Origin of the sequence: Streptosporangium carneum, from assembly GCF_027922005.1 — a bacterium.
Lineage (GTDB): Bacteria > Actinomycetota > Actinomycetes > Streptosporangiales > Streptosporangiaceae > Streptosporangium > Streptosporangium carneum.
On sequence record NZ_BSEV01000002.1, the window covers coordinates 734,486 to 760,328 of the forward strand.

Annotated in this window: 22 protein-coding genes; 9 read left to right on the forward strand and 13 right to left on the reverse strand. The window is 71.6% G+C overall.

Translation table 11 applies throughout. From position 1 onward, the window contains the following. Window positions 1-139: 139 nt before the first annotated feature. Window positions 140-1,180: a glycosyltransferase family 2 protein gene (locus PKF00_RS09130; RefSeq protein WP_271217047.1), complete on the reverse strand. Its 1,041-nt coding sequence runs from the start codon at window positions 1,178-1,180 to the stop codon at window positions 140-142. Window positions 1,181-1,245: 65 nt separating this feature from the next. Between PKF00_RS09130 and PKF00_RS09135 the strand changes: the two genes are divergently transcribed. The 6 genes from PKF00_RS09135 (at window position 1,246) to PKF00_RS09160 (ending at window position 6,976) form a co-directional block, all read left to right on the forward strand. After that, window positions 1,246-2,766, forward strand: a complete 1,521-nt coding sequence (locus tag PKF00_RS09135) for an LCP family protein (RefSeq protein ID WP_271216940.1) — start codon at window positions 1,246-1,248, stop codon at window positions 2,764-2,766. Between the two features lie 64 nt (window positions 2,767-2,830). Beyond that, on the forward strand, window positions 2,831-3,172 hold the full coding sequence (locus PKF00_RS09140) for an STAS domain-containing protein (protein WP_271216941.1): 342 nt from the start codon (window positions 2,831-2,833) through the stop codon (window positions 3,170-3,172). A 58-nt stretch (window positions 3,173-3,230) separates the two neighbouring features. After that, on the forward strand, window positions 3,231-4,379 hold the full coding sequence (locus tag PKF00_RS09145) for a sensor histidine kinase (protein WP_271216942.1): 1,149 nt from the start codon (window positions 3,231-3,233) through the stop codon (window positions 4,377-4,379). Further along, entirely contained in the window at window positions 4,376-5,254 is an 879-nt protein-coding gene (locus tag PKF00_RS09150) for a response regulator transcription factor (RefSeq protein ID WP_271216943.1), read from the forward strand. The genes PKF00_RS09145 and PKF00_RS09150 overlap by 4 nt, the downstream gene beginning before the upstream one ends. Window positions 5,255-5,364: 110 nt before the next feature. Next, window positions 5,365-5,973 carry a hypothetical protein gene (locus PKF00_RS09155; protein WP_271216944.1) on the forward strand — a complete coding sequence of 203 codons (609 nt, stop codon included), beginning with the start codon at window positions 5,365-5,367 and terminating at the stop codon, window positions 5,971-5,973. Between the two features lie 154 nt (window positions 5,974-6,127). Next, the gene (locus PKF00_RS09160) at window positions 6,128-6,976 is read left to right on the forward strand and encodes a glycerophosphodiester phosphodiesterase (protein WP_271216945.1); all 849 of its coding nucleotides are present in this window, start codon (window positions 6,128-6,130) and stop codon (window positions 6,974-6,976) included. 160 nt (window positions 6,977-7,136) lie between these two features. On the opposite strand, the gene PKF00_RS09165 is transcribed toward PKF00_RS09160, so the two are convergent. From PKF00_RS09165 to PKF00_RS09195, 7 genes are all read right to left on the reverse strand, one after another. Beyond that, complete coding sequence (locus tag PKF00_RS09165) at window positions 7,137-8,288, reverse strand: hypothetical protein (RefSeq protein WP_271216946.1); 1,152 nt, start codon at window positions 8,286-8,288, stop codon at window positions 7,137-7,139. Window positions 8,289-8,401: 113 nt separating this feature from the next. Next, window positions 8,402-11,572 (reverse strand): amidohydrolase family protein, encoded by a 3,171-nt coding sequence (locus PKF00_RS09170; RefSeq protein WP_271216947.1) that lies wholly within the window; start codon window positions 11,570-11,572, stop codon window positions 8,402-8,404. 410 nt (window positions 11,573-11,982) lie between these two features. Then, window positions 11,983-13,599: an alpha/beta hydrolase gene (locus PKF00_RS09175; RefSeq protein WP_271216948.1), complete on the reverse strand. Its 1,617-nt coding sequence runs from the start codon at window positions 13,597-13,599 to the stop codon at window positions 11,983-11,985. 318 nt (window positions 13,600-13,917) lie between these two features. Further along, on the reverse strand, window positions 13,918-14,295 hold the full coding sequence (locus tag PKF00_RS09180) for a GntR family transcriptional regulator (RefSeq protein ID WP_271216949.1): 378 nt from the start codon (window positions 14,293-14,295) through the stop codon (window positions 13,918-13,920). Beyond that, window positions 14,292-15,107 carry a hypothetical protein gene (locus PKF00_RS09185; protein ID WP_271216950.1) on the reverse strand — a complete coding sequence of 272 codons (816 nt, stop codon included), beginning with the start codon at window positions 15,105-15,107 and terminating at the stop codon, window positions 14,292-14,294. The genes PKF00_RS09180 and PKF00_RS09185 overlap by 4 nt, the downstream gene beginning before the upstream one ends. A 308-nt stretch (window positions 15,108-15,415) precedes the next feature. After that, a complete protein-coding gene (locus tag PKF00_RS09190) occupies window positions 15,416-16,021 on the reverse strand; it encodes a hypothetical protein (protein ID WP_271216951.1) in 606 nt (201 codons plus the stop codon). A 237-nt stretch (window positions 16,022-16,258) separates the two neighbouring features. After that, complete coding sequence (locus PKF00_RS09195; RefSeq protein WP_271216952.1) at window positions 16,259-17,422, reverse strand: acyl-CoA dehydrogenase family protein; 1,164 nt, start codon at window positions 17,420-17,422, stop codon at window positions 16,259-16,261. Between the two features lie 169 nt (window positions 17,423-17,591). Between PKF00_RS09195 and PKF00_RS09200 the strand changes: the two genes are divergently transcribed. Further along, the gene (locus PKF00_RS09200; RefSeq protein ID WP_271217048.1) at window positions 17,592-18,893 is read left to right on the forward strand and encodes a UDP-glucose dehydrogenase family protein; all 1,302 of its coding nucleotides are present in this window, start codon (window positions 17,592-17,594) and stop codon (window positions 18,891-18,893) included. Window positions 18,894-18,971: 78 nt separating this feature from the next. On the opposite strand, the gene PKF00_RS09205 is transcribed toward PKF00_RS09200, so the two are convergent. The 4 genes from PKF00_RS09205 to PKF00_RS09220 all read right to left on the reverse strand — a co-directional run bounded on the left by PKF00_RS09205 (window position 18,972) and on the right by PKF00_RS09220 (window position 22,203). Beyond that, window positions 18,972-19,208, reverse strand: a complete 237-nt coding sequence (locus tag PKF00_RS09205) for a DUF397 domain-containing protein (RefSeq protein ID WP_271216953.1) — start codon at window positions 19,206-19,208, stop codon at window positions 18,972-18,974. After that, window positions 19,193-20,020, reverse strand: a complete 828-nt coding sequence (locus PKF00_RS09210; protein ID WP_271216954.1) for a helix-turn-helix domain-containing protein — start codon at window positions 20,018-20,020, stop codon at window positions 19,193-19,195. Before PKF00_RS09210 ends, PKF00_RS09205 begins: the two co-directional genes overlap by 16 nt. A gap of 336 nt (window positions 20,021-20,356) precedes the next feature. Further along, window positions 20,357-21,862 (reverse strand): alpha/beta fold hydrolase, encoded by a 1,506-nt coding sequence (locus PKF00_RS09215; protein ID WP_271216955.1) that lies wholly within the window; start codon window positions 21,860-21,862, stop codon window positions 20,357-20,359. A gap of 104 nt (window positions 21,863-21,966) precedes the next feature. Next, window positions 21,967-22,203: a DUF397 domain-containing protein gene (locus PKF00_RS09220; protein WP_271216956.1), complete on the reverse strand. Its 237-nt coding sequence runs from the start codon at window positions 22,201-22,203 to the stop codon at window positions 21,967-21,969. Window positions 22,204-22,717: 514 nt separating this feature from the next. Between PKF00_RS09220 and PKF00_RS09225 the strand changes: the two genes are divergently transcribed. Both PKF00_RS09225 and PKF00_RS09230 read left to right on the forward strand, forming a co-directional pair. Continuing rightward, entirely contained in the window at window positions 22,718-24,055 is a 1,338-nt protein-coding gene (locus PKF00_RS09225) for an MFS transporter (protein ID WP_271216957.1), read from the forward strand. 239 nt (window positions 24,056-24,294) lie between these two features. Continuing rightward, on the forward strand, window positions 24,295-25,299 hold the full coding sequence (locus PKF00_RS09230) for a hypothetical protein (RefSeq protein WP_271216958.1): 1,005 nt from the start codon (window positions 24,295-24,297) through the stop codon (window positions 25,297-25,299). Window positions 25,300-25,325: 26 nt separating this feature from the next. Here PKF00_RS09230 and purE read toward each other — a convergent pair whose 3' ends face one another. Next, window positions 25,326-25,829, reverse strand: coding sequence for a 5-(carboxyamino)imidazole ribonucleotide mutase (purE, locus tag PKF00_RS09235; RefSeq protein ID WP_271216959.1), 504 nt, complete (start codon window positions 25,827-25,829; stop codon window positions 25,326-25,328). Window positions 25,830-25,843: the final 14 nt, after the last annotated feature.

The window sequence follows — 25,843 nt, forward strand, 5'->3', positions numbered from 1 at the left end:
CGCGGACCGCTGAAGGACACCGCGGGACGTTGAGGGACACCGCGGGCGCCGCCGTACGGCCGCCCCGTGGAGACGCCGGGCGTCCCCGCACGGCGGGCTCCGCAGCCCGCGTGGCGCGCCCCGCCCGCGGCGGGCCGGGTCAGCCCGCCGGCCTGCCGGGCCCCGCGGGCTTGCCGAGGCGGCGCGGGCTCGTCAGGAACCCCCACCCCCACGACATGTGCATGGTCATGTAGACCAGCGGCAGCCGCAGCAGCGACGCCGTGGGCAGGCCGCTGCCGGTGACCGCGGAGCCCGCGAGGATCGCCGCGAGGTAGCCGCCGGGGATCAGCAGGCCCGGCCAGAAGAACGGCGAGACGAGCAGACCCGCGATGATGGCCGCCACCGCCGCGGGAGGCGCGAGGTAGCGCAGGTTGATCGTGCCCTCGTGGGTGCGGGCGACCACCCTCCGCCAGCGGCCGTAGTGGAAGTACTGCTTGGCGAGGGCCTTGACGGTCGGCCTCGGCCGGTAGGAGACGCGCATGCGGGGCTGGAACCACACCAGGCCGCCCGTCTCGCGGATGCGGTGGTTCATCTCCCAGTCCTGCGCCCGCTGGAAGTGCTCGTCGTAGCCGCCGACGCGCTCCAGCGCCTCGCGGCGGAACACCCCGAGGTAGACGGTGTCCGCGGGGCCCGCGGTGCCGCCGGTGTGGAACCTGGCCCCGCCGACGCCGATCTTGGAGGTCATGGCGCGGGCCACCGCCTGCTCGAACGGCGTGATCCCCTCGGCGGCCATGACACCGCCGACGTTGTCGGCTCCGGTCTCCTCGAGCGTCTCGACCGCGACCCTGAGGTAGTCCTCGGGAAGCATCGCGTGACCGTCCACCCTGGCGACGATCGCGTTGCTGGAGGCGGCGATGGCGGCGTTGAGGGCGTTCGGCGTGCGCCCCGTCGGGTTCGGCACCACGACCACCCGCGGATCCTCCGCGGCTATCGCGTCCGCGACCTCCTGGGTGCGGTCCTTCGAGGGACCGATGGCGAGCACGACCTCGATCGGTCCCGCGTACTGCTGCGACAGGACCTGACGCACCGCCTCCCGAAGATGGCGCTCCTCGTTCAGCACCGGGATGACGATGGAGATGGGGGGCCAGACACGTGTCTCGGGAGACGACGCCGGCGCGGGCGAGTCGGGGAACTGCTTCATGGCGTCGCTCACGCTACTGTACGGACGGGTACCTCATCGACCCAGCCGCACCTAGGGGGCCACGCATGCGCGACCCGGAAGACGAGGACTCGGCCGTGCGGGTGGGCGGTGACGCCTACGGCAAGGTCCGGGTGACCCCTCGGCGTGACCGCAGGTCCGCCAGAGGCGCTCGGTCCCGGCGGCGCGGCCTGATCCTCGCGGGAGCGCTCTCCTGCCTGGTGCTGGGCGGTTCGGGGACGACATGGGCGTTCACGAACTACGTGGGGAGCACCATCAAGTCGGTCGACGCGGGCGTGCCGGGATCGCACTCGACCGGGGCCATGAACATCCTCGTCGTCGGCGTCGACAAGCGCGACAACCTCAGCCGTCAGCAGCAGAACCAGCTCAAGCTGGGCCGCGAGAGCGGCCAGCGCACCGACACCATGATGCTCCTGCACCTGTCGGAGGACCACACCAGGATCACCGTGGTCAGCCTCCCCCGCGACACCTGGACGACGATCCCCGGCAAGGGCGACCACAAGATCAACGCGGCCTACCAGCTGGGCGGCCCGAAGCTCGCCGTACGCGCCGTGCAGAACGCCACCGGCCTGACCGTCAACCACTACGTCGAGGTCAACGTCCTCGGCTTCATCGAGGTGGTCGACTCCCTCGGCGGCGTCGACGTCTGCACCCCCGTCCCCATCGACGACCCGAAGACCGGCCTCAAGCTCCAGCCGGGCAGTTACTCCCTCGACGGGGCCAAGGCCCTGTCCTACGCCCGCACCCGCGCGACCGCCCGCTCCGACCTCGACCGCATCGACCGTCAGCAGCAGGTCATCTCGGCGCTGCTGCACCGGGCGCTGAGCGGCGGCACGCTCACCAACCCCGTCAAGCTCACCTCGTTCGTCAACAGCACCCTCGGCACGCTCAGCGTGGACGACGCGCTCCGCAAGGACCTGCTCGGCCTGGCCAACCAGCTCAAGAACGTCTCGACCGACGACGTGGCCTTCGCCACGGTCCCGCTCGCCGACGTCGACTACAAGACGCCGACCGGCGAGTCGGCCGTGCTCTGGGACAAGAAGGCCGCCGCCGACCTGTTCCGCAGGATCGCCGCCGACGAGCCGCTCACCAAGCCCGCGAAACCCACGGCGAGCCCGACGGCGAGCGCCGCGGTGAGCCCCACCGCGAAGCCGTCCCCCTCCGCGACCCCGCTGACCGTGCCGCCCTCGCGCATCTCCGTCAAGGTGCTCAACGGCACCCTGATCAGGGGTCTCGGCGCGCGGACGAGGACCGACCTGCTGCGGGCCGGGTTCCTGGTCCCCGAGCCCGCGGGCGACACCAGGGAAAGAGACCACGACAAGACCCTCATCCGGTACGGCCCCGGCCGCGAGGACTCGGCGCGCACCCTGTCGGCCGCGCTGCCGGGGGCCGACGTGCGCCTTGTCGACGACCTCGGCGACCGGATCGAGGTGGTCGTCGGCCAGCGGTATCCAGGGGCCAAGAAGGTCACCGTCAAGGAGACTCCCGAGCCTGCTCCGACGGCCACGGCCACGCCGAGCGCCGCCCCGACCGCCAGGACCGCGACCCAGAACATCTGCAAGAGGTAGCCGAGCGCATAACCGTCGCCTGTCAGGGCAGTTAACCTGCACGGAGGTGATGATCGTGATACCGATGTTCGAGGTTCAGCGGTGGCGTAGGGGACCGTGCGTGGTGGTGCGGGCGGAGGGCGAACTGGACATGGCGGTCGCGCCGCGACTGCGCGCCGAGCTCGACCGCGCCCTTGAGCTCCCCGGCCATCCGTGCGTGGTGGTCGACCTGACGGCGGTGCCGTTCTGCGACTCGGTCGGCCTGGGCATCCTGGTGGGCGCGCTGACGCGGGTCAGGGACACGCGCGGCCGTCTCATCCTGGTGGTGCGCCCCGGCATGATCACCCACCTGCTGACCATCACCAATCTCGACAGGCACTTCGAGACGTGCGGCAGCCTGCACGAGGCGCTGAGCGCCGCGGCCTGAGCGGTAACGATCAGGGCACACGGTAACCCCGGCGTGGGCCCAGACACGTCCGCTAGTCGTGGAATTGCTACGGCACGACGTCGAGGCCGCCACCGAACGGCGGATGGCCAGAATGATCGTTTACGCCAGGGCGGGCACCACGGCCTTCCTCGTGGTCCCCCTGGCCGCCTGGGACCGCCTCTCGGCGCCGTGGGCGGCGGTGACCGTGGCGACCGTGGCCGCCGTCGAGGCCGGATGGTTCGCGCGCAGGGCCTGGCGGACCGGCACCCTGCACGACCCCCTCCTGGTCTGGACCGACGTGCTCGTGAGTCTCATCGTGATGGTCGTGGGCTCACGCGCCGCCTTTCCCCACGAACGCAACGTCGTCATGACCTCCCTGCTGCCCTTCTCGCTGGCCACCTCCGCGGTGCTCGGTTTCGGGCTCGGCTGGAGCCGCCGCGCGATGGCTGCGGTGGCCGTTCTCGCCGCCGTCTGGACCGCTTCGATCCACCCCAACCTCACCCAGAAACTGCTGTCCGACCTGCTGGGCTTCACGCTGTGGTTCCTGATCGCGGTGCTGATCGGCAGGGAGCTGCGCGACCTGGCGGGCCAGACGGTGCTGGCGCAGCGGCTGGCGGAGGAGCGCCAGGAACTGCTCGCCGACTACAAACGCCGCCAGGAGGCGATGCGCCAGCGCGAGTCGGCCCATCGGGCGATCCACGACGACCTGCTGCCGATCGTGGAACGGGTCGCGGGCAGCCCGACACTGGACCCGCCGACCGCACGCGCCGCCCGCCGCGCCGCGCAGCGGGCCAGGCGGTTCATCACCGGCGAGCAGGCGACGGCGTTCGCCGACCTGATGGCCGAGGTCGTCGAGAGCGCCGCCGACCTCGGCCTGGAGCTCACCCACGTGCTGCGCGTCTACGACGACCCGCCGCCGGAGGTCGGCGAGGTGCTCGCCTCCGCGGCCCGCGAGGCGCTGAACAACGTCGCCAGGCACGCGGGCAACCCGCTGGGCGTGCACCTCTACGTGACGGCGGCCGGCGACGGCGTGACCATCGTCGTACGCGACAGGGGACGGGGCTTCTCCCCCGACCTGGCCCCGCGCGGCGGCGGGATGTCGCACAGCTTCGCCGCCGTCGAACGGCACGGCGGGCACTGGGAGATCGACTCCCCCGCCGGCGGCGGCGCCAAGATCGTCCTGCGCTGGCCGGGAGAGCGGCGGTGAGCGGACCGACTCCACCGGCGGGGAGAGAACCGGCCTCGCCCACGGGAGGGGAACCGGCTCCGTCGGCGGGCGGAGCCGCGCACGGCGGACTCGTCGGCGTCGTCGACGACCACCCGATCGTCTCCTATCCGCTGGCCGACGCGCTGCGTCTCGCCGGGCACCGGGTGCTGGAACCGGTGACCGCCGTCGAGGCGCTCCCCGCGGGGCGTCCCGGCGACGTGGTGGTCTGCGACTACTCGCTGCCGGAGGGACGCGCGGGCGGCGAGGCGGTCGCCTACCTCGCCGCCCGCGGCTGGCGGGTGCTGGCCACCTCGGGAGTCGCGGGCGGCGAACAGGTGCTCGGCGTGATCGCGGCCGGGGCGTGGGGATACGTGGAGAAGCGCTTCACCACCCACAGGGAGTACGTCCACGCGGTCGGCGTCGTCGGCTCCGCCCGCCGCTACGTCTCGCCGCTGCTGGCCGCCCTGCTCCTGGAGGACGCGAGGACGCGGCCGCTCACCGGAGCCGACCTGTCCCCGGGCCAGCGTACGGCGCTGCGCGCGCTGGCCGAGGGCGACAGCGAGCAGGAGGTCCGCGTCGCCCTGGGAACGGACGCGGCCGGGCTGGAGGCCGCGCTGGCCGGAGCCTTCGCCCTGACCGTCCGCCGCCGCAGGATGAACCGCCTGTCGCCGCGCGAGCTCGACGTGGTCGCCGTGGTCGGCTGCCGGGGCCTCGGCCTGAAGGAGACGGCCAGGGAGCTGGGGATCAGACCAGGTACCGTCGCCGACCACCTTGAGGCGATCAAACGAAAGTACCTGGCCTCCCACCCCGGGGAGAAGGATCTCTCCCCCCGCGCCGCAGCCCTGCGTTGGGCCATGGAGCTGCGTCTGTGCTGATCCTGCCGTGCCCGGACCGCCCGCGGCCATCCCCACGATTGGGGATGGCCGCGGGCGGCGGATCGTTCCAAACTCGGCCGGGGGCCCGCCCTTTCCGTCAGGAGCAGCACATGCGCACACGCACGATCCTGTCCACCCTCGCCGGCGCGGCGCTGGTCGTCGCAGCGCTCCCGGCCTCCGCCCAGGCGAACACGACCCACGACACGACCCGCGACACGGCGGGCAACGCGAGCGCGGCCCGCGGCTCGGTCAGCTACAGCGTCACCATCTCGGGCGGCGTCAGCGGCAGAGGCTTCCGCCGCTCCGGCACCGTCGTCCTGCGCAGCACCGTCACGCGGGTCACCACCAACGGGGTCAACCCCGTGGACGTCTGCCTCAAGTCGGGCTTCCCCGCCGGATCCCCGGACGTCGGCGCCATCTGGTACGGCAGCAACTCGGCCTGCGTCAGGAGCACCGCCTCCCTCGACATGGCCTACGTCAGGGTCAACGGCAACACCGTCACGGTGTCGCCCGACTCGAGGATCAGCGCCACCTTCACCAACAACTTCACCGCGAACAGCAGCATCGCCAGTTGCATCTACCACCCGACGGAGGGCGGCGCCACCTACACCTTCCACGACAACGGCACCGTCTCCGGGCGGATCTCGATGCGTGGATTCGGCGGCTACCCCTGCGGCAACTCCACCTACACCGCGACCCTGTCGGGCCGCCGCAACTGACCCGGCGCGCCATCCCGGGCCGCCCCAGGGCGCCCAGGGCCGGTCGCGTCTGCTCATCTGTCCGGCACCGGCGGGTTACTTGTTCATCAACTCGCCGTCACCGAGTCTCGTCAGCTTGGAATCGTAGGCCGTCGATCCAAGCCCGAGGAGACCCATGTTCCGACGACTCGGCCTCATCATCACGACCACCACGGCGGTTCTGGCGGCGGTCGTCCCCGCGTCGGCCGCCGCGCCCTCGCAGACGACCGTCGTCGCCCACCGCGGGGCGTCCGCGCACGCGCCGGAGAACACTGTCGCGGCCTTCGAACTGGCCCGAGAACAGCGCGCCGACATGTTCGAACTCGACATCCAGGAGACCAGCGACCACGAACTGGTCCTGGTGCACGACACGACACTGGCCCGCACCACCGACGTCGAAAAAGTCTTCCCCGGCCGGGCTCCCTGGAAGGTCGGCGACCTCACGCTCGCGGAGATCAGGAAACTGGACGCGGGCTCGTGGTTCTCCTGGAAGTACCGGGACGAACCGGTGCCGACGCTCGGAGAGACGCTTCGCGCGATGAGCGGAAGCGGGCTCGGTCTCCTGCTGGAGATCAAGGCTCCGCGGCTCTACCCGGGCATCGAGGCCCGCGTCGCCGACGAACTGCGACGCAACCCCTCCTGGCTGACTCCGGGCAGGCTCGTCGTGCAGTCGTTCGACTGGGACTCGATGCGAACCTTCCACCAGGTCATGCCCCAGGTTCCGATCGGTCTGCTCGGCACGCCGACGGCCGCGCAACTCCCGGACCTGGCCGAGTTCGCCAGCCAGATCAACCCGCCGCACGGCGACCTCACCGCCGAGTACGTCCGTCGCGTCCACGGTCACCGCATGGACGTCCTCGCCTGGACCGTGGACGACCCGGACACCATGCGCCGCCTGATCTCCTACCGGGTGGACGGCGTCATCACCAACAGGCCCGACGTGGCACGCGGGGTCATCCGGCCCGCAAGGCAGCGCGCCACCTGACGGAGGAACGACAGGCCGCCCCACTCCGGTGAGACGGCCCTTCGGACGGCTTCCCTCGGATCTCCGCGGCGGCGGGCACTCCCTGCCCGCCGCCACGGCGGCGGACACTCCCCGCCTGTCTCGGTGGCGACGGACGCTCCCGCCAGGCTCCGCCCCGTCCTCAGCCGTCCTGCCGGCCGTCCGTCGCCCCGTCCTCACCCCACACCGCCTCGGCGCAGAGGAGTCTGGCGGCCTCGGCCGGTTCCGCGTCGCGGACCTCGTACTCTTTGCCGCCCCTTCCCCCGCCCAGGACCGTCACGATGCCGGTGACCAGCACCTGCCCGCTCATGACGTCGTGGTGGACGACGCGCCTGCCGACGCCGAACGTCTCATGGGCGGGGCGGTCGGCGTGGTCCCACCGCCAGCCCCGGTAGGTGCCGCCCACCCACGGCGAGTAGGCCTGGATGTCGGCGGTGAAGGTGTGCCTGCCGTCCGGGTTCAGGATCTCCTCGGCGCGGCTGCTCTCGGCCAGGGCCCGCGCCGTCTCCTCACGCCGGTCGGGAGCCCACTCCCGGTCCGTCCCCGACACGCGGTGCCATTGATCGACGATATCCGGATATCTCCCGACAAGTTCCACCCACCACTCAGGCCACCCCTCACGTTCGGCCACGGCGGCCAGCTCCCGCTGCGCCAACGCCGCCGTCATCCGGTCGAACGGCGTGTCCGGAGCCAGCCCCGCGCTGGCCAGGAAGTCGGCCACGGTCGTCCCATTGCTCGCGCACCACTTCTCGAAGGCCTCCTGACGCCTCCCCGGCCGTGCCGCGGGCCAGTCCGCCGCCTGGGAGACCGGCGCCTCGACCGGAAGCGGCACCCGGCCCGCCGCCCGGTCGGGGCGTGCGTGCCTGACGGGGTCGAAGACATCCCTGATCGGCCAGAACCTGATCAGCCACCGTTCGGGCTCGCGCTCCTCCCACTCACGCTCGAACTGCTCGTCCGAGACGAACTCCGGCATCTCCCCACCGGGCTGGGTGTGCACGGTCACGCCGTACAGGAAGTGGGGCGGGCCGACGCACAGCCTCTCGACGGCCGCCTCACCCATCGACCCCACGCTGACGAACCCGCTGCCGCCCTTGACGGTGGTGTCCTCGACGAAGATCCACGGATCGCCCGGGGCGGGCGGCCGCGCGTCCCACGCCTCCAGCCGCACCCGCGCGAGGTGGTCGCCGGAGCTCTCCAGGTTGACGACGTCATCGCCGTCCTCCTCGACGAAGACCCCCAGCGCCCCGAAGTCCGCGTACACCTCGTCGTCACGACCGCGAATCAGGCGCGCCACGAGACCACCCCCTCCATCGCCGAAAACCCGACCAACGGCTTCGGAGCCTAGAGAAGGGCACCGACACGACGAGGAGGCCGACTCCTCGCCGCCCCGCCCACGGGCGAGGTGTCCTAGTGGTCGTGGCCGCAGGAGAGGCGGGCCTTCTCCAGTTCGACGGGGTGGTTCCACCAGAACGCCGCAGTGCTCGGGTGGACGGGGACACGGGCCCTGACCTTGCCGCCCGCCGCCAGGGCGACGCGCGCGGGCTGGTCGGTGGTCGTGGAGGACGGGTACGGCGCGAGCAGCTGCTCGACCGTGTGGTGCCTCCCGCCGACGACGACGGCGACGACGTTCGCGGCGTCCTCGATCCGGGACAGCGGATCGCCGTCGACGATGGCCAGATCGGCGTACACGCCCTTGCCGATCCTGCCCAGCGGCAGGCCGAGGTGGGCCCCGGACGCACTGGTCGCGCTGGTCAGCGCCTCCAGCGGGGTCAGGCCGTACCTGACCATGGCCCGCAGGTTCATGTGCAGGCTGACGGCGAGGTGGTCGATCGGCGCGTCGGTGCCGGTGGTGACGACGCCCCCGCCGCGGATCATCGCCGTGAGCTGCGCCACCTGGTTGGCCAGGTTCGTCCGCACCACCGTCTGGTCGGTGGTCTGCGCGGTGGTGACGGTCGCCTGCAGCTTCGCCATCCGCCAGTCCGGGTAGAGCCTGCGGACCCGCTCGTCGGTGACCAGCGAGGTGTCCTCCCTGTACAGGGTGCTGGAGCCGAACAGGGTTGGGGTCCTGGCCATCTTCGACGCGTTGAACATGGAGATGACGTCCGAGTAGGCGGAGCCGACGTTGGTGACGGTGCGCGAGTAGCCGAACCTGTTGGTCGCGCCGACGTGCTCGGTGCCGTCTCCCCCCATCGCGATCGCCGGGTAGTGGTAGTGGGACGTCACCGGTTTGCCGTTGCGGTGGGCCCAGGCGATGACCTCCCTGTGCCAGACGACGGGCAGCCGCACGTAACACTTCATCAGGTCGTAGTCGAGGCGGGCCGCCCGTTCGAGCTCGAGGCGCAGCTGCCGGTGGGAGAACGTCGGGCGCATGAAGTTGTAGTAGATGCGCGGCCCGTCGACGGCCTCACCGGTGCCCAGGTAGCGCGGTGCGAGCCGGACGCCCGACTGGACCGACTCCCGCTCCTCGACCATGTGGTACGCGGGTGAGCCGGGCGAGCGGGTCGTCGTGACGCCGAGCGCGAGCCACAGCGGCCCCTGCCTGGACCCGTAGGCGTACCCCTGCATCTCGCGGTGGTGGTGGATGTCGATCAGGCCCGGCATGACGAACCTGTCACTGGCGTCGATGACGGTGCCTGGCCGTCGGTCCCGGTGCGGCTCGATCGCGACGACGCGCTGGCCGCGCACGACGATGTCGACGTCGCGGGCCACGGTCGCGGAGACGCCGTCCCACATGCGGCCCGCGTGGATGACGACCTGGTCGGCGCCCGGGTGGTTGCGCCAGGAGAGCCGGACCGGGACGGTCCGGCCGGACCCGCCGTCGACGCGGACGGTCCTCAGCCGCCCGCCGTTGAGGTAGAGCAGGGTGGCGGAGTCGCCGGCCCAGGCCGGGGCGTCGGACACCTCCCGGGTGACCTGACGGGCAGGGCCCGTGGGCCGTCCGGTCCTGTCGACCGGAAGCACCCACAGGAGCGACTCCATCGCGAAGGCGAGCATGGTGCCGTCCGGCGACCACACCGGACCGTCGTCACCGCGGGTCTGCAGGGATCGGTGCGGCGCCGGGTCGACGTACGTGCCGGCGCCTGTCGCCCGGTCGACAAGGAGGATCTTGGACAGCCCCTCACGGTAACGCCGCGAGTACGGCACGACCGCCGCCAACGCGATCGTTCTCCCGTCGGGCGACCAGGTCGGCCTGCCCGGTTCGAAGGTCGCGTCGAAGACCTTCTGGACGTCGCCGGTGGCGACGTCCAGAACCCACAGCGCGCCGTCCTGGTCCAGGTAGGCGATCTCCTTGCCGTCCGGTGACCAGCGGACCGACACGGCGGCGGAGTCCGACAGTCGGGTCAGCTGCCGATCGGCGCCGGTGGCGAGGTCGCGGACCCAGATGTTGAGGGTGCCGGTGCGGTCGGTGACGAACGCCAGCCGCCGCCCGTCCGGGGAGAAGTCCGGGTCGGCCTTCCACCACCGGTCGCGGAACAGCGGTACCGGTTCACGGCCGATCCGCATCAGGTAGATGTCGTTGAGGGCGCGGAAGGCGACGGTGGAGCCGTCCGGGGACACGGTCGGGCTGCCGATGCCGTTGACCGGAAACGATCCGGGCGCGTCGAACACGCGGACGTTCTTCGGGTACTTCGGGGTCCTCACGGTGAGCGCGGCGGTGAAGCCGACGGTCCCTGAGGTCGTGGAGCCGAGGCGGCGGGTCCGGACGGCGCCCGCGGAGGTGTAGAAGAAGCGCCCGTCCGGGGTGAATCCCGCCCTGAACGGGAAGACCTCCTCACCCGTGACGAGTGGGCCGGCGGTGCCGACCAGGTCGTTGGCGCCGTCATGGAAGAGGTGGTAGGCGATGTCGGTCCCGTTCGGCATCCAGGACGGCTGGTGGATGACGTGCCCGGCGGGGACGGTGACCACGGTGTCGCGGACGCCGGTGGCCACGTCCACGACGTCCACCCTGGTGTCGGCCACGACGAACGCGATCTTGCTTCCGTCGGGCGACCAGGCGGGCTCGTACTCCTCGGCGGACGTGTCGACCAGCACCCGCGTCACACCGGTGGCGACGTCGAGCAGGTGGATGCCGTAGCTGCCACCGGCGTCGGACGAGTAGGCGACGGTGCGCCCGTCCGGGCTGTACCGGGGCTCTCGATGGTCGAACGGCCCCGTGGTCAGCTGCCTGATCGCGGACCCGTCGGGCCGGATCGTCCACAGGTTGAAGACACCGTCACGGTAGGACTGGAACACGATGGCGGACCCGTCCGGGGACCAGTCGGGCTGGGCGATGTCGTACAGGTCGCTGGTGAGCCTGCGGGCGGCGCCGCCGGAGGCGGAGCAGACCCACAGGACGCCGAGCATGTCGAGCGCGAGCATGCGGCCGTCGGGCGAGACCGCGACGGCGAAGTCGGTGCCGGACCCGACGGAGACGTCGCCACCGTCATCGGCGGCGGTCTGGGCCCGCACGGCGGCGGTGGGGACGAACGTGGCGGCGAGAGCCGCTCCGGCCCCGGCCAGAACCGCCCGGCGGGACGGGCGGAACGGCGGCACAGGGGTGGCGAGGGATTCGTCGGGGCAGGCGGGGGTGGGGCTCATCCGCGGCTTTCCTCCTACGTTGCACGTCTCGGCGGAACGCGATGATCCCTTGAATCATGACCTTGAAACCGGCGTACCGCAGGACTAAACGGCACTTTGTGCGGTGAACGGACGCCGGTCGCCGCCCAGCGGCACAGAGAGCGCATCGAACAGCCGCCGCACAAGGCGTCCATCAGCTCCACCTCGCGTGCCGTTCGGCCCGGTCATCGCCCGCAGGACCCTCCGGAGACGAGGGTCGCCCACCTGTTCCGTCCCCCGCCCGCCTCTCACGGGACGGGGGGCGGAACAGCGGCATCCGTCAGCGCCTCCGGGCGTCCACCACCGTCTCAGGGCGCTGCCGGCGCCCGCGTCGGCGAGGTCCCGTCCCGCTCGCCGATCTGCGGGCAGACGGCGGTCCACGGGCAACGGCCCTACAGCGGCCCCGCAGAGGGTATGTACGGCAGGGGCGTGGAGCGGGCGGCGGCGTCGGCCGGTGACGGAGCCGGGCAGAAGCGGTCCCGCCCGGGCAGTGCCCCGGTGGCGAGGAAGGAGTTCATCGCCTCGTCGGCGCAGCTGCCGAGGCCGACGACGCCGTGGCCCCCCTGGTCGACCGTGATCATGACGGCCCGCCGCCCGAGCGCGGCGCGCAGGCCACGCGCGCCCACCAGGGGCGTGACCGAATCGCGGGTGTTCTGCAGGATCAGCACGTTCCGCGGCCCGTGACCGGTGACCGTCACCGGCGGCTCCACGGGCCGGGTGGGCCAGGCCGCGCACGGCCAGAGGTTCGAGGGCATGCCGGCCGTCGCCGGCCACGCCCGCCGGTCGGCCGCGACCTGCCGGGCGTACAACGCCACGCTGCGCGGCCAGGCGACGTCGTCGCAGACCACCGCGTAGAGAGCGGCGACGTGGTTGTCCGCCGGTATCTCCGCCGTCCCGGTGCCACTGCCACCGATGACACCGCCGACGGAGAGCAGCCGGTCCAGTCGCCTCAGGACGGCGGTGTCCACGGTGGATCCCGAGACGGCGACCGCAATCTCCTGCCAGAACTCGGCCATGACGGGGAAGAAGCCGTCGAAGTAGAGCCCCACTCGGGTGATCTCGCGCAGTGCGTTGCCGTCGAGCACGGGACCGCCGGGGTTCGGCAAGGGTTGCCGGTCAAGGGCCGAGGTCAGCCGGTCATACGTACGCCTGACCTCGTCCGGCGTCGTGCCGAGGTGGTAGACGGCGTCCCGCTCGGCTGCGAAGGCCAGGAGGTCGGGCAGGCGCGTCGCGACCGCCTGGTTCCAGGTCCGCCACGTGTCCCGCCACACCAGGCCCGGGTCGACGGCGCTGTCCAGCACGATCCGGTCGCCGCGTCCCGGGAACATCGAGATGTAGACGGCTCCCAGGTAGGTGCCGTAGGAGAGGCCGAAGTAGGACAGTTTCGGCTCACCGAGCGCGGCTCGGATGCGGTCCATGTCCCGGGCCGTGTTGGCCGTGGTGACGAACGGAAGCAGATCGCCGGAATGCTCGGCGCAGGCGGCCGCGGTGTCCCGCGCGAAGGCGAGGTTGCGCTCGATGCCGCCGTCCGGCGCCGGGTAGGGCAACATCAGCGTGAACTGCCGCATGAGATCGAGGCCACAGGTGACCGGGGTGCTGTGGCCGACCCCGCGCGGATCGAAGCCGATCAGGTCGTACCGGTCCAGGACCTCGCGCGGCAGTACGGTCGCCAGCTGGCTGGGCAGGTCCAGGCCGCTGCCGCCCGGGCCGCCCGGGTTGGACAGCAGGATCCCGCGGCGCGACCCGGGTCGCGCCGTGCCGATCCGGGAGATCGCGATCTCGATGCTCCGCCCGTGCGGGGCGCGGTAGTCCAGCGGCACCCGCAACGTCGCGCACCGCTGGCGCGGGTCACGCGGGGGGCCGTCGGGCGCCGCCGGCGGGCATTCGCCCCAGGCCGGAGTCGTCTGCCCGGCTTGGGCCACCGCCGGCTCCGGGGTGCCGATCCGGGCCCCGGCCGACGTGGGCGCGCCCGCCGTCACGGTGGCCGCTGTCGCTGTGGCGATGAACAATGTCAGGATTGATCGCAGACTTAATCGCACTGATACCCCTTTGCGAATTTGCGAAAGGAACAGATGTTTTCTCGATTGCCATGAGATGGGCGCCGCCGGGTACGCGAGCCTCTTCGCTTGATCGCGCGGAGAAACAGGGGCCGCGGTTCACGGTGGGGAGTCGGGCAGGCGGGCGCCGCCGGTGACGCCCTCCGTCCAGCGATGCAGGCCGAAGCGGGCGGAGCCGCCGGCAGCCGACGCGGCGGCTCGGACGCCGCCTGATCGGCCGCTCCGCCGGCGTCGTGCGCCCGGCGACGTGACCCCGCGGCCGGGGCGCGGTCATGACGAGGCCGGTGCCGCCGCGCCGGATGTCAGTGCCGCCTGTACGATGCGGATCGCCTCGCCCGCGTCGATGCCGACGCTGGCGATCACGGCCGCGTAGTCGGCGGCGGCCCGGCGGGCCCGCTCCCGGCCCTCCTCGCCGGCGGACGACACGAACGAGCCCGCCCGCCCGCGCGTCTCGATCAGCCCCGCCTCCTCCAGCTCCCGGTAGGCCCGGCCGACCGTGTTGACGGCCAGGCCGAGGTCGGCCGCGAGGTGGCGGATGGTCGGCAGCCGGGCGCCCACGGCCAGCGTGCGATCCTGGATCTGCCGGGCGAGCTGGGCCCGCAGCTGTTCGAACGGCGGCACCGGCGAGGCCGCGTCGATGACGATCATCGGGTGCTCATGACCCGCCGGGCCACCGTCGCGCTCGACGGTGTCCTGAAACGGAGCGCGATGCACGCGACCATGCCCAGGACCACGTTGGCGACCGCGGCGGCGCCCCACCAGCCGGGCGCGGTGCCGAACAGCAGCACCATGGGCAGCGACCACTGCACGCTCGGCGTGGTGAGCTCGCGGGCGTCCTCGACGCGCATGATGACGTCGGCGGTCAGCGACTCCTCGTCCTGCGCCACGACCGGGTGCCTGAGCAGGTGGCGCAGCTGCACGGCGGAGATGGCCGTCACGCCGAGCAGGGCGATCAGCAGGATGACGGCCAGCTGCCGCACGGTGGGGTCGGGAACGGCCAGGGCGCTGCCGGCCAGCGCCATCGCGCCGGCGAACGTGGCGGCCACGAAGGCGGCGTACGGCCGGCCGAGCACGGCCCGCCAGCCTGGCTGGATCAGGTGGGCGGCCCTGCGCGACAGCGTCGCGCCCGCCCGCTGGTCGACGCGTCGCACCCACCGGTCGAGCAGCGACTGTGCCAGCAGCAGCCCGGCCCCCAGCGCGGTCAGGGCCAGTAGCGGCAGCGGGCGATGCGGCGGGGCGTCGCCGAAGGCGGAGACGGCGGCGAGCGCGCTCGCGATGATCAGCACGGCCGGGATGATCTGAGCGGCGAGGCGGGCGCGTCTGCGGACCGCGAGCCGGCTGGCCAGCAGCGGGGTCGGGCGGGTGCCGTCCAGGTCGTGCATGGCCAGCCACTCGCCCGCCATTCGCAGATCGGTCGTGCGCGCCGACGGGTCGGCGTCGGGTAACGGTTCGCGGGTCATGGCGCCTCCTTTGTCGCAAGCTTTGTAGCAACATAGTGCGTCATAACTTGCGACAAAGTCAACGCCCCGTGGACTCGCCGTCCCGGTGGCGCGAGCCCCGCCTCAGCGGCGGCCGTCGCCGTGGACCGTCAAGTGGACGGCGGTCGGCTCCGTCACCGCCTCGGGCATCTCCTCCTCGGCGGCGATGACTCCGAAGATGGGCTGCAGCAGCGTGCGCCCTCACCCGACCGTGGCGTCGGCGGCCTCTTCATCGACCCCGGCCGGCATCGCGCCGCCGTAAGCGCCGATCGCCGCCGTGTCCACGAGCATCACCACAGTTCGGGCCAGGCCCCGTCGGGGATGCGGTAAAGACCGCGGGTTGACGCGAACCATTCCCGATCGAGAAAACGTCCTGTGATCCGGCCTACCGTGCACAACATGAGGTGCAGGTGTCGGTCGAGGTCCAGATCCTCGATGAGCACGAGCCCGTTCGTATGGGACCTGTAGTCGGGCAGGGTCATGAGTCCGCCTTCCTCATACGGCGGGTTGACGTCTCCGAGCTGTACACCGTCGTAGTCGAGGTACAGCCCTTCAAGGTCATATTGGGCGTGGTCGTAACGGATCTCGAAGACCCGCCGCTTTCCTAAACCACGGATGGCGGGGTGGAACAGATAGAGGCCGAAGGCGAGGACATGCGTCCAGCCGGGAGCGTGCGGGCCGATCCAGACGGTGTCCGCCGGTCGCCCCTGATACGCCTCGACCAGCGTTTCGAGGTCACAGTCCAGCCTCGTCTCAGGATCCACGCGGAGCAGCCGGGACACCTCTTCGGGATCGTCGCTCTCGACCCAGAGCCCATGGAAGTAATAGTAAATATTGTGCTCGACCAGCAGATCCCACTGGTCCTCCGCGGGGAGTTCCCGCTCCGGATTCCTCATTTCCCGCCCTCATACCGTGACCTTGCCCAGACAAATGGAGTACGGGACTGCCGGGCGGTCACCCGGCAATCCCGCTGTCCACTCCTGTGATCCCACAGGCGCAGCTTGCTCTTCTTGCCGCCGCAGGCCGTGATCGCGGAAAAGCGGGCCGGAACAGGGACGTTCGGAAGATTGCCCCCAGCCCGGGGAGGACACGGGACGACCTTTCCGAAAACAGGGTTTTCCCTGTTCAGGGGCCTACTTCAGGAGCTGGCGGGCCATGACGAGGCGCTGGATCTGGTTGGTGCCCTCGTAGATCTGGGTGATCTTGGCGTCGCGCATCATGCGCTCGACCGGGTAGTCGCTGGTGTAGCCGTAGCCGCCGAGGAGCTGGACCGCGTCGGTGGTGATCTCCATGGCGGCGTCGGAGGCGGCGCACTTGGCGGCGCTGGAGAAGAAGGTGAGGTCCTTCTGGGGCTCGCCGTGCATCGCCAGCTCGGACTTGGCGGCGGCGGCGTAGGTGAGCTGCCTGGCGGCCTCCAGCTTCATCGCCATGTCGGCGATCATGAACTGGACGCCCTGGAACTCGGCGACGGCCTTGCCGAACTGCTTGCGCTCCTTGACGTAGCCGATCGCGTAGTCCAGCGCCCCCTGGGCGATGCCGAGCGCCTGGGCGGCGATCGTGACGCGGGTGTGGTCCAGGGTGGCCAGGGCGGTCCTGAAGCCGGTGCCCGGTTCGCCGATCATGCGGGAGGCCGGGATGCGGACGTCCTCGAAGATGACCTGCCGGGTCGGGGAGCCCTTGATGCCGAGCTTGCGCTCCTTGGCTCCGAAGCTGACGCCCTCGTCGCCCTTCTCGACGACGAACGCGGAGATCCCCCTGGCGCCCGCGTCGGGCTCGGTCACCGCCATCACCGTGTAGTACTCGGAGACCCCGGCGTTGGTGATCCACATCTTGGCGCCGTTGAGGACGTAGTGGTCGCCGTCGGCCACCGCGCGGGTCTTCATCGCCGCGGCGTCGCTGCCCGCCTCCGCCTCCGACAGGGCGTAGGAGAACATCGCCTCCCCCTGGGCGACCGGCCCGAGATAGCGCTGCTTGAGCTCCTCGGAGGCCGACAGCAGCAGCGGGACGGTGCCCAGCTTGTTGACGGCGGGGATCAGCGAGGACGAGGCGCACGCCCGCGCCACCTCCTCGATGACGATGACGGTCGCGAGCGCGTCGGCCCCGGCCCCGCCGTACTCCTCGGGGACGTGCACGGCGTGCAGGTCGGCCGCGACGAGCGCCTTGTAGACGTCCCAGGGGAACTCCCCCGTCTCGTCGGCCTCGGCGGCGCGAGGGGCGATCTTCTCGTCGGCAAGGGCGCGGACGGTCTCCCGGAGCATCTGGTGCTCTTCGGGCAGCGCGTAGAGAGGGAAGCTCATAGGAAAATACTAGGACGTCCAACAAAATATGGACCGCTCCAACCCCCAGGATCCACAGGGCCAGATGTTTATGCAGGTGGCGACAGAGTGTGGGACGGGTGATGCCGCTACTCTGACGACACAGAATCGGGCAGAACCGAAAGGAATACCAGTGGCCTACCGCCTGACGATGGTGGGAACCGGATACCTGGGTGCGACGACGTCAGCATGCATGGCGGAGCTGGGCTTCGAAGTCCTGGGTGTCGACGTGGATGCGGAGAAGGTCGCCCGCCTGCAGGCCGGGGACCTGCCCATTTACGAACCTGGCCTGGAGGAGATCCTGCGGCGCAACCTCGCCAACGGGCGGCTGCGCTTCACCACCTCCTACGAGGAGGCCGCGGCGTTCGGCGACGTGCACTTCCTGTGTCTGGGCACCCCGCAGAAACCCGGCGAGTACGGCGCGGACGTCTCCTACCTCGACTCCGCGATCGAGTCGCTGGCCCCCCACCTGAAGCGCGAGTGCCTGGTCCTCGGCAAGTCCACGGTCCCGGTGGGCACCGCGCAGCGACTGGCCGAGAAGCTCGCGCGGCTGGCCCCCATCGGCGCCGGGGCCGAGCTGGCGTGGAATCCGGAGTTCCTGCGCGAGGGATTCGCGGTCAAGGACACGCTGTACCCCGACCGGATCGTGCTGGGCGTCGCCTCGGACAGGGCCGAGAAGATCATGCGCGAGGTGTACGCCGCCATGTTGGAGCGGGGCACCCCGATCGTGATCACCGACTACCCGACCGCCGAGCTGGTCAAGGTGGCCGCCAACGCCTTCCTCGCCACCAAGATCTCCTTCATCAACGCGATGGCCGAGGTGTGCGAGGCCTCCCACGCCGACGTCAAGCAGCTGTCGCTGGCGCTGTCCTTCGACGACCGCATCGGCGGCAAGTTCCTCAACCCGGGGCTGGGATTCGGCGGCGGCTGCCTGCCCAAGGACATCCGTGCCTTCATGGCCCGCGCCGGGGAGCTGGGCGCCGACCAGGCGCTGACCTTCCTGCGCGAGGTCGACGCGATCAACAAGCGCCGCCGGGCCCGTATGGTCGACCTGGCCCGCGAGCTTGCGGGCGGTTCCTTCCGGGGGTGCACGGTCACCGTCCTCGGCGCCGCGTTCAAGCCCAACTCCGACGACATCCGTGACTCCCCCGCCCTCGACGTCGCCGTCACGATCGGCCAGCAGGGTGGCCGGGTCACCGTCTACGACCCCGTCGCCCAGGAGAACGCCCGCCGGGCCCATCCCGAGCTCTCCTACGGCGCCTCCGCCCTCGAGGCCGCCCGTGACGCCCACGTCGTGCTGCTGCTGACCGAGTGGCAGGAGTTCATCGACCTCGATCCGGAGGCGCTCGGCTCCGTCGTCGCCGCCCGCAAGATCGTCGACGGTCGCAACGCCCTCGACGCCGAGGTCTGGCGCGCCGCGGGCTGGCACTACCGCGCCCTCGGCCGCCCCTGAGCCGGAGCGGACCGGGCACAAGCCGGAAGCGAACCGTCGCGGGCCGGAGGCGAACGCCTCCGGCCCGCGACGGTGAGATCAGCCGTCGAACTCGCCGAGTTTCACGCCGCCGACGAACGCGTCCCACTCGGAACGTGTGAAGAACAGCTTCGGCCCGTCGGGGTTCTTGGAGTCGCGCAACACGTACAGCGAGCCGAGACCCGCCTTGTGACCGGCGCCGGGGGCGTCGATCACGGCCACCTCCACACAGTCGCCGCCGTTGTCGCTGCTCAGGGACGCCTTGCGCCAGACGGCGCCGTTCAGGCCTGCTTCCATGTCTCCATCACCTTCGTCATGAGGTCGATGCTCGCGCGCGGGGACATGGCCTCGGTGCGAAGCTCTTCGTAACGCATGCGGATCTCCGCCACATCGCGCGGATGGTCGGTCACACGCCCCTCCGCGGCACAGTCCACGTAGGCGGCGTCCGGGGCGCCCTCGACACTGGCTATGACGAACGCCCCGCTCAGCCCGGCCGTGACGGTGACGTCTCCCGGCATGATCTGCACCGAGACGTGACGGTTCTCCATCGCCGCCATGACAGCCGCGATCTGACCGCGCATGATCTCCGGACTGCCGATCCGCCGGTAGAGCATGCTCTCGTCGAGCACCGCCCACAGCAGGGGCGGGTTGACGCCGTGCAGCAGGCTCTGACGCTCGATCCGCGCGGCCACCAGTTCCTCGACCCGCTCCTCGGCGACCGCCCGCCGTCCTCTCAGGAGCGCCCGGGCGTAGTCAGGAGTCTGCAGCAGGCCGGGAAAGACCAGGGGCTGCCAGTTCTTGAGGGTGTGCGCCCTGCGCTCGATCTCCACCCACGAGCGGAACCAGAGGGGATAGGCGGCCTGGCTGAGCAGCGGCCAGACCCGCATGAGCGTCCCGCCCGTGTTGAGCATCCGGTCACAGCGCTCGACGAACTCGCGGGACGGGTTGCGCTTGGCGGTCTCGACCAAGCCGACCAGGGCGGCCGAGTAGGAGATCGCCTCGGCGAGCTGCTCCTGGGTCCAGCCGGCCTGGTCGCGCAGGCGGCGAAGCTCTGCTGCGAGGAACGCCAGCGGGCTGGACCTGCTGTCGAGCTCACGCGACGGGGGCATCCGAACTCCTGTCTGACATCTCACACCGGGATCACATCGCGCCCGCCGAGGGACACGACCGGGCTTTCGGTAACGACTTAATCACGCACGGTAATGTGACGTCGTCTCGTTGGGAAGCGCATCCCCAAAACACGTCAAGATCAGCGACGCGAAACCCGACGATCCCATCGCTCGTTCACGAACCCGCCCACGTCATCGCCCACCAGACGAGCGATGGGCGACGGTTCGAAAAAGGAGGCGAACGAGAAGACGAGGATCACCCCATTACGGAGCGTCACCCCATATCCCGTGGAATGCCCTTTCGAAGCACCCGCCCGCCGGGGCCCGCCCCGGGCGTCACGGCGAGACGACCTTCACGGGCGGGATGGCCGCCAGACACGAGGTGTCGCCTGTCCTGCCCTCGCGGACGAACCCGGTGACGATGCTCGCGACGCAGCCGCTGGGCTCGAACTCGGACACGTGGCCGACGTTGGGCACCGCCACGAAGACCCCGCGGGGGAACTGCGCGGCGGCCTTGCGGCCGTTCGCCTCCGCGGTGATGCCGTCCAGGTCGCCGTTGAGCACCAGAGCCGGGACGTCGGGGAGACGGCCGGTCGAGACGTACGGCCTGCCGGTCCCCTTCGCGGGCCAACGCAGGCAGTAGTCACCCGCGTCCGCCTGGGCGGTGGCGAACCCCCGCGCGCTGAACACGCCGAACTCGCCGGGCCTGGCCCGCTCGACCGCCCGGTCGAAGCGGCGGCGGCGCTCGGCGACCGAGGCCTCGACCGGCCACGGCCGGGGGTAGTCGTTGCACGAGACGGTGGCCGCCATGCCCATGTCCAGGTCCTGGAACGCCGCCAGGTCTCCGGACAGCATCTCCGCCGCCAGGGCGACCAGTTCGCGGTCGTCGCCCCGCGCGGCGCGGTCCAGCGCCCTGGGCAGCCTGCCGAGGGCCGGGGTCTCCGACGGAACCGCGCCGACGGCGAAGCTCGCCGACGAGTAGACCAGTTGCGCGAGCCTGTCCTCGGTGAGGACGACCGTTCTGGTCTCGCCCCCGACCTGGAGGGGAACCCTGAGCGGCACGGCCCGCAGCCTGGCGGCCACCCTGGCCAGGTCCCGCAGGACCCTTTCCCCGTCGCAGGATCCGCCGCGCCCGCAGATCCGCCGCATCGTCGAGGAGACGGCCTGGGCGCTCTCCCTGCCCAGCGGGTCGAGGTCGATCGGATAGGCGGCGGAGAGCACGACGGACTGGACGGTCCTCGGATGCCGCTGGGCGTAGACGGGCAGGAGGTAGGTCCCGTAGGAGATCCCGTACAGCACGACCTTGGGAACGCCCAGGGCCGCCCGGACCGCGTCGAGGTCGTCGGCGGTGGCGGCCGAGGTGTAGCCCTCGGCGCGGGGGCCGAGGGCGCGCCCGCACTGACCCACCAGGCGCAGCAGTTCCTCCCTCGGGGCGGTCACCGCGGCGGCGGCCGGGACGCCGCAGGTCATGGGGGTGGACTGACCGACTCCACGCGGGTCGACGAGCAGCAGGTCGTGGTCGCCGAGCACCCCGTCGAGCAAGGCGGTGAAGGTGGCGTGCTGGGCGATCGCCTGCCCTCCCGGGCCTCCGGGGTTGACCAGGATCGTTCCCTTCGCCGCCCGGGTCTCATCCCGCCGCACGACCCGGGCGTACGCCACGGCGATGTCGCCCAGCTGCGGCTTGCCCCTGACGAGAGGACGGTCGAGCGTCCCGCACTCGACCCGGTGGCCGGCGATCTCGGGACACCAGGAGGGGGTGGCCTGCGCGCTCACCGGGGTGAGCGTGGACAGCGTGGTCGACAGGGCGGTGGACAGCGCGAGAACGATCGAGGTCAGTGTCACGATCCGGATTGTGGATGTTCATCCCAAATCCCACCAGACCCAACTCTCACTTCCGGCAAAGGACCGGACCCGCGTCCGCCTCCTTCACGAGCCCTCGGCGTCGGTCAGTTGTCGAACTCGCCGAGTTTCACGCCGCCGACGAACGCGTCCCACTCGGAACGGGTGAAGAACAACTTCGGCCCGTCGGGGTTCTTGGAGTCGCGCAACACGTACAGCGAGCCGAGACCCGCCTTGTGACCGGCGTCGACGGCGTCGATCACGGCCACCTCCACACAGTCGCCGTCGTCGTCGGCGCCCGTGGTCGCCTTGCGCCAGACGGCCTTGCTCAGGTCTGCTTCCATCTCGCCATCACCTTCGCTGTCAGGTCGGTGCTCGTACGCGTGGGCAGGGCCTTCACCGGAGCTCTTCGCGGCGCGCCCGGATCTCCGCAGTGCCACCGGGATGGTCGGCGACGGCCGCGATCACGGTGGATCTCACGTACACAGTATCCGTCCCGCCCTCGCCGTCGGCCATCGCGAAACCCCGCCCGGACCGGCGACGGGCGACGCAGATCCGGACCGCGCCCACGGGGGACGCCGCCCGGTGACCACGGTCCGCCCGTCGCCCGCGGGAAGCGGCCGAACACCGACACTCTTGACCTGATCAAGGACTGACCAGGGCGGACGCTCCATCTGGCGGGAGCGGTCGCCGGGAGAAAATAGGGAGGCGGGCGTCGGAGGGGCGCTCGTATACTCCCCGCATGACCTGGCGACATTGATGAACCACCAGAGGTCGGCACGAGACGGGATGCCGCGGACCACCGGACGCCACCGAGCGCCCAGAGTCCCCATCCGTCCTGTCCTGTGGAAAGACCTCATGATCACTATGTCTCCGCGGGCGCCCGGCGTCCGCGTGAAGCGGCTGGCCCGAGCGCTCTACGTCTATGCCGCCCTTGAGGACTTCGTCCTGCTCTATCCGGTCTACGCGCTGCTGTTCGCCGAAACCGGCCTGTCGGTGTCCGAGATCTCCTCACTGTTCATCGTCGGCGCCGTCACCGGCATGCTGCTGGAGGTCCCCTCCGGGGCGTGGGCCGACGCCGTCTCCCGCCGCCTGCTGCTGTCGATCGGACCGCTGCTGGCGGCGGCGGGCTTCGCCCTGTGGTTCCTGTTCCCGTCCTACTGGATGTTCGCCCTCGGGTTCGTGCTCTGGAACGCCGGGGCCTCGCTGCGGTCGGGCTCGCTGGAGGCCCTCGTCTACGAGGAACTCGTCCGTCTGGACGCCGCCGAGCGGTACGCCACGATCATGGGACGCGTCCGCGCCGTCGGGCTCGTCTCGGTCGCGGCGGCCACCGCGGCCGCGGCCCCGGTGCTCGCCTTCGGCGGCTACTTCGCGCTCGGCACGGCCAGCGTGCTGACCTGCCTGCTGTGCGCGCTCGCCGGGACGGCGCTGCCCGAGACCCGGGGGGAGGCGGGTGCGGCCGTGCCCGCCTCCCCCGAGGGAGCCGTGTCCTCCCTGCCGGAGCAGCCGGAGCAACCGGAGCAGTCGGAGGAGCGGTCGGAGCGGAGCGTGGCCCCGCGGGCGGCGGAGGCCTCGGACTCCCCGCCCGAGGAGGCCTCGGGCCGTTACGTCGCGGTGCTGCGGGCGGGCCTGGCCGAGGTCAGGGACAACCGGCCGGTACGCGGCGCCCTGCTGCTGGTCTCGGTGGTGACCGCGATCTGGGGCGGGCTCGAGGAGTACGTCCCGCTCCTGGCCGCCGCGACCGGTGTCTCGGAGACGGCCGTGCCGATGCTCGTGCTCGTCGTCTGGGGAGGCGTGGCGGCCGGCGGCCTGCTGGCCGGAGTCGCCGGACGGCTGCCGGTCAGGACCTTCGCCGTGCTGCTCGCCGTGGCCTCCCTCGCCATGGCGGCGGGCGCGTTGACGCGACAGCCGGTGGGGCTGGTGCTGGTGGGAGCAGGCTTCTGCGTCTTCCAGCTGTCGAGTGTGATCGCCGACGCGAGACTGCAGCAGACGATCACCGGGCCGAGCAGGGCCACGGTGACCTCGCTCGCGGGCATCGGCATGGACGGCGGCACGGTGCTGGTCTACGGCGTCTACGCCGCCGTCTCGTCCTTCACCGGACACGGCGTGGTGTTCGCCCTGTTCGCCGTGCCGTACCTCTGCGTCGCCCTCGCCATGGCGTACGGCGGCCGCGGCGGGGCCGCTCCGACGCGCTGACCGCCGTTCGGAGCCCGTCTCCCCCTCCGGGGGGAGACGGGTGGCCCCGGCGCGGGATGCGGCCGTCGTGGGTGACGGGCGACCTTGGGGTGACGACGCGAACCCCGGAGGCCATGATGACTGTTTCCTCGGACCGGCATGCGCCGCCCGGCTCCCGGCCGCCGTCCCGGAGTTCGGGATGGACGGCGCGCCGGCGTCGGTGGCCGTCGTGGGCGCCCTGGGTCGCGGCGGTGTGGGGGGTGCTGTACGCCACGGTCCAGATCGCCTGGCTGGCGACCGGCACGGTCCTGCCGCTGGGGCCGGGTCACGCCTTCCCGCCCGTGGTCCAGGTCGTCCTGGCCGCTCTGGCGGTGCTGGCCGCGGGCGCCTGTCCGGCGAGCACACGTGTCCGCGGCGGGCTCGGCCGGACAGCGGTCGGGGTGTCGCTGGCCGTGGTGACCCCGGTGTTCGTCCTGGGGACGTTCGGCGCGCCGATCGAGTTCGTGTCCCTGGTCGCGGGCTCGGGAACGGGGTCCGGCGGCGCCGGTCCGGCGCATCTCCTGCTGAACGTCGTCGGCGCGGGACTGCTGCTGGTCACCGCCCTGTCCTTCCGGCGACGGCTGCGCGGCCGGTGTCCGCGGTGCGGCGAGGCGCACTCCGGCGACTCCGACGGCCCGCTGGTCCACCCGGCCGCCTCCACCGCGTCGGCGGGAGTGCGCGCGGCCGTCTACGTCGGCATGTGCGGGGTTCTGCCGTGGGCGACCACCAAGACCGTCTGGACGCTGGGCGGCGACGCCCTCGGCGTCACCGCCCAGCAGTGGCGGGAGGCGAACGCGGGCGCGTCGGGGGCGGTGCGGGCGCTGGCGTCGGTGGGCGTCGACTTCACCGTACTGGCCGCCGCGCTCGCGTGGTTCCTGATGCTGGGCCTGGTCCATCCGTGGGGGCAGGTGTTCCCCCGGTGGACCCTGTTCCTGTCCGGACGGCGGGTGCCGCGCCTGCTGCCGCTGATCCCCGCCTGGCTGACCGGTGTCACGCTGGCGCTGTACGGGACGGCGCTCATCGTCATGGGCGTGGCGCTTCTCGTCGGCCCCGAAGCCGACTCCGGGGCCGGCGGCGCCTGGATGGTCGAGTTCGGCGGACTGGCCTTCGGCGGGCTGGGCATGGGCCTCGTCGTCGCCGCGCGCTCCTACGCCGCCCGCACCCGGCCGGTCTGCGCCGTCGCGGGCGCGCGGAAGGCACGCGGGGAAGGCTCCGGGACGGAGTAGGCCGGCCCCGGGCGTCCCCGTACGGCTCAGCCGCCGAGAGCGGCGGCCTCGGCGCGGAGCTTGGCGCCCTTGGCGTGAGCCTGTTCCTTGAGGGACACCTGGAAACGCTCCATCCGCTCCCGCAGCCCCTCGTCGGAGGCGGCGAGGATGCGCACGGCCAGCAGGCCCGCGTTACGGGCGCCGCCGACGGCGACGGTCGCGACCGGGACTCCGGCGGGCATCTGGACGATCGAGAGCAGGGAGTCCATGCCGTCGAGGTACTTCAGCGGCACCGGGACGCCGATCACCGGCAGGGGGGTCACCGAGGCGAGCATGCCCGGCAGGTGGGCGGCTCCCCCCGCGCCCGCGATGATCACTTTCAGGCCCCGGCCCGCCGCCTGCGCGCCGTAGGCGATCATCTCCTCGGGCATGCGGTGCGCGGAGACCACGTCGGCCTCGAACGGCACGTCGAACTCGGCCAGCGCCTCGGCGGCGAGCCGCATCACCGGCCAGTCGGAGTCGCTTCCCATGACGATGCCGACGGTGGTCATGCGTTCTCCTCGTC

What these genes read in the sequence shown, in the direction of transcription:
- PKF00_RS09130 (WP_271217047.1), bottom strand. Translation starts at nt 1,180, where the DNA reads ATGAAGCAGTTCCCCGACTCGCCCGCGCCGGCGTCGTCTCCCGAGACA.
- PKF00_RS09135 (WP_271216940.1), top strand. Translation starts at nt 1,246, where the DNA reads ATGCGCGACCCGGAAGACGAGGACTCGGCCGTGCGGGTGGGCGGTGAC.
- PKF00_RS09140 (WP_271216941.1), top strand. Translation starts at nt 2,831, where the DNA reads ATGTTCGAGGTTCAGCGGTGGCGTAGGGGACCGTGCGTGGTGGTGCGG.
- PKF00_RS09155 (WP_271216944.1), top strand. Translation starts at nt 5,365, where the DNA reads ATGCGCACACGCACGATCCTGTCCACCCTCGCCGGCGCGGCGCTGGTC.
- PKF00_RS09160 (WP_271216945.1), top strand. Translation starts at nt 6,128, where the DNA reads ATGTTCCGACGACTCGGCCTCATCATCACGACCACCACGGCGGTTCTG.
- PKF00_RS09170 (WP_271216947.1), bottom strand. Translation starts at nt 11,572, where the DNA reads ATGAGCCCCACCCCCGCCTGCCCCGACGAATCCCTCGCCACCCCTGTG.
- PKF00_RS09180 (WP_271216949.1), bottom strand. Translation starts at nt 14,295, where the DNA reads ATGATCGTCATCGACGCGGCCTCGCCGGTGCCGCCGTTCGAACAGCTG.
- PKF00_RS09185 (WP_271216950.1), bottom strand. Translation starts at nt 15,107, where the DNA reads ATGACCCGCGAACCGTTACCCGACGCCGACCCGTCGGCGCGCACGACC.
- PKF00_RS09190 (WP_271216951.1), bottom strand. Translation starts at nt 16,021, where the DNA reads ATGAGGAATCCGGAGCGGGAACTCCCCGCGGAGGACCAGTGGGATCTG.
- PKF00_RS09195 (WP_271216952.1), bottom strand. Translation starts at nt 17,422, where the DNA reads ATGAGCTTCCCTCTCTACGCGCTGCCCGAAGAGCACCAGATGCTCCGG.
- PKF00_RS09200 (WP_271217048.1), top strand. Translation starts at nt 17,592, where the DNA reads ATGGTGGGAACCGGATACCTGGGTGCGACGACGTCAGCATGCATGGCG.
- PKF00_RS09205 (WP_271216953.1), bottom strand. Translation starts at nt 19,208, where the DNA reads ATGGAAGCAGGCCTGAACGGCGCCGTCTGGCGCAAGGCGTCCCTGAGC.
- PKF00_RS09210 (WP_271216954.1), bottom strand. Translation starts at nt 20,020, where the DNA reads ATGCCCCCGTCGCGTGAGCTCGACAGCAGGTCCAGCCCGCTGGCGTTC.
- PKF00_RS09220 (WP_271216956.1), bottom strand. Translation starts at nt 22,203, where the DNA reads ATGGAAGCAGACCTGAGCAAGGCCGTCTGGCGCAAGGCGACCACGGGC.
- PKF00_RS09225 (WP_271216957.1), top strand. Translation starts at nt 22,718, where the DNA reads ATGATCACTATGTCTCCGCGGGCGCCCGGCGTCCGCGTGAAGCGGCTG.
- purE (WP_271216959.1), bottom strand. Translation starts at nt 25,829, where the DNA reads ATGACCACCGTCGGCATCGTCATGGGAAGCGACTCCGACTGGCCGGTG.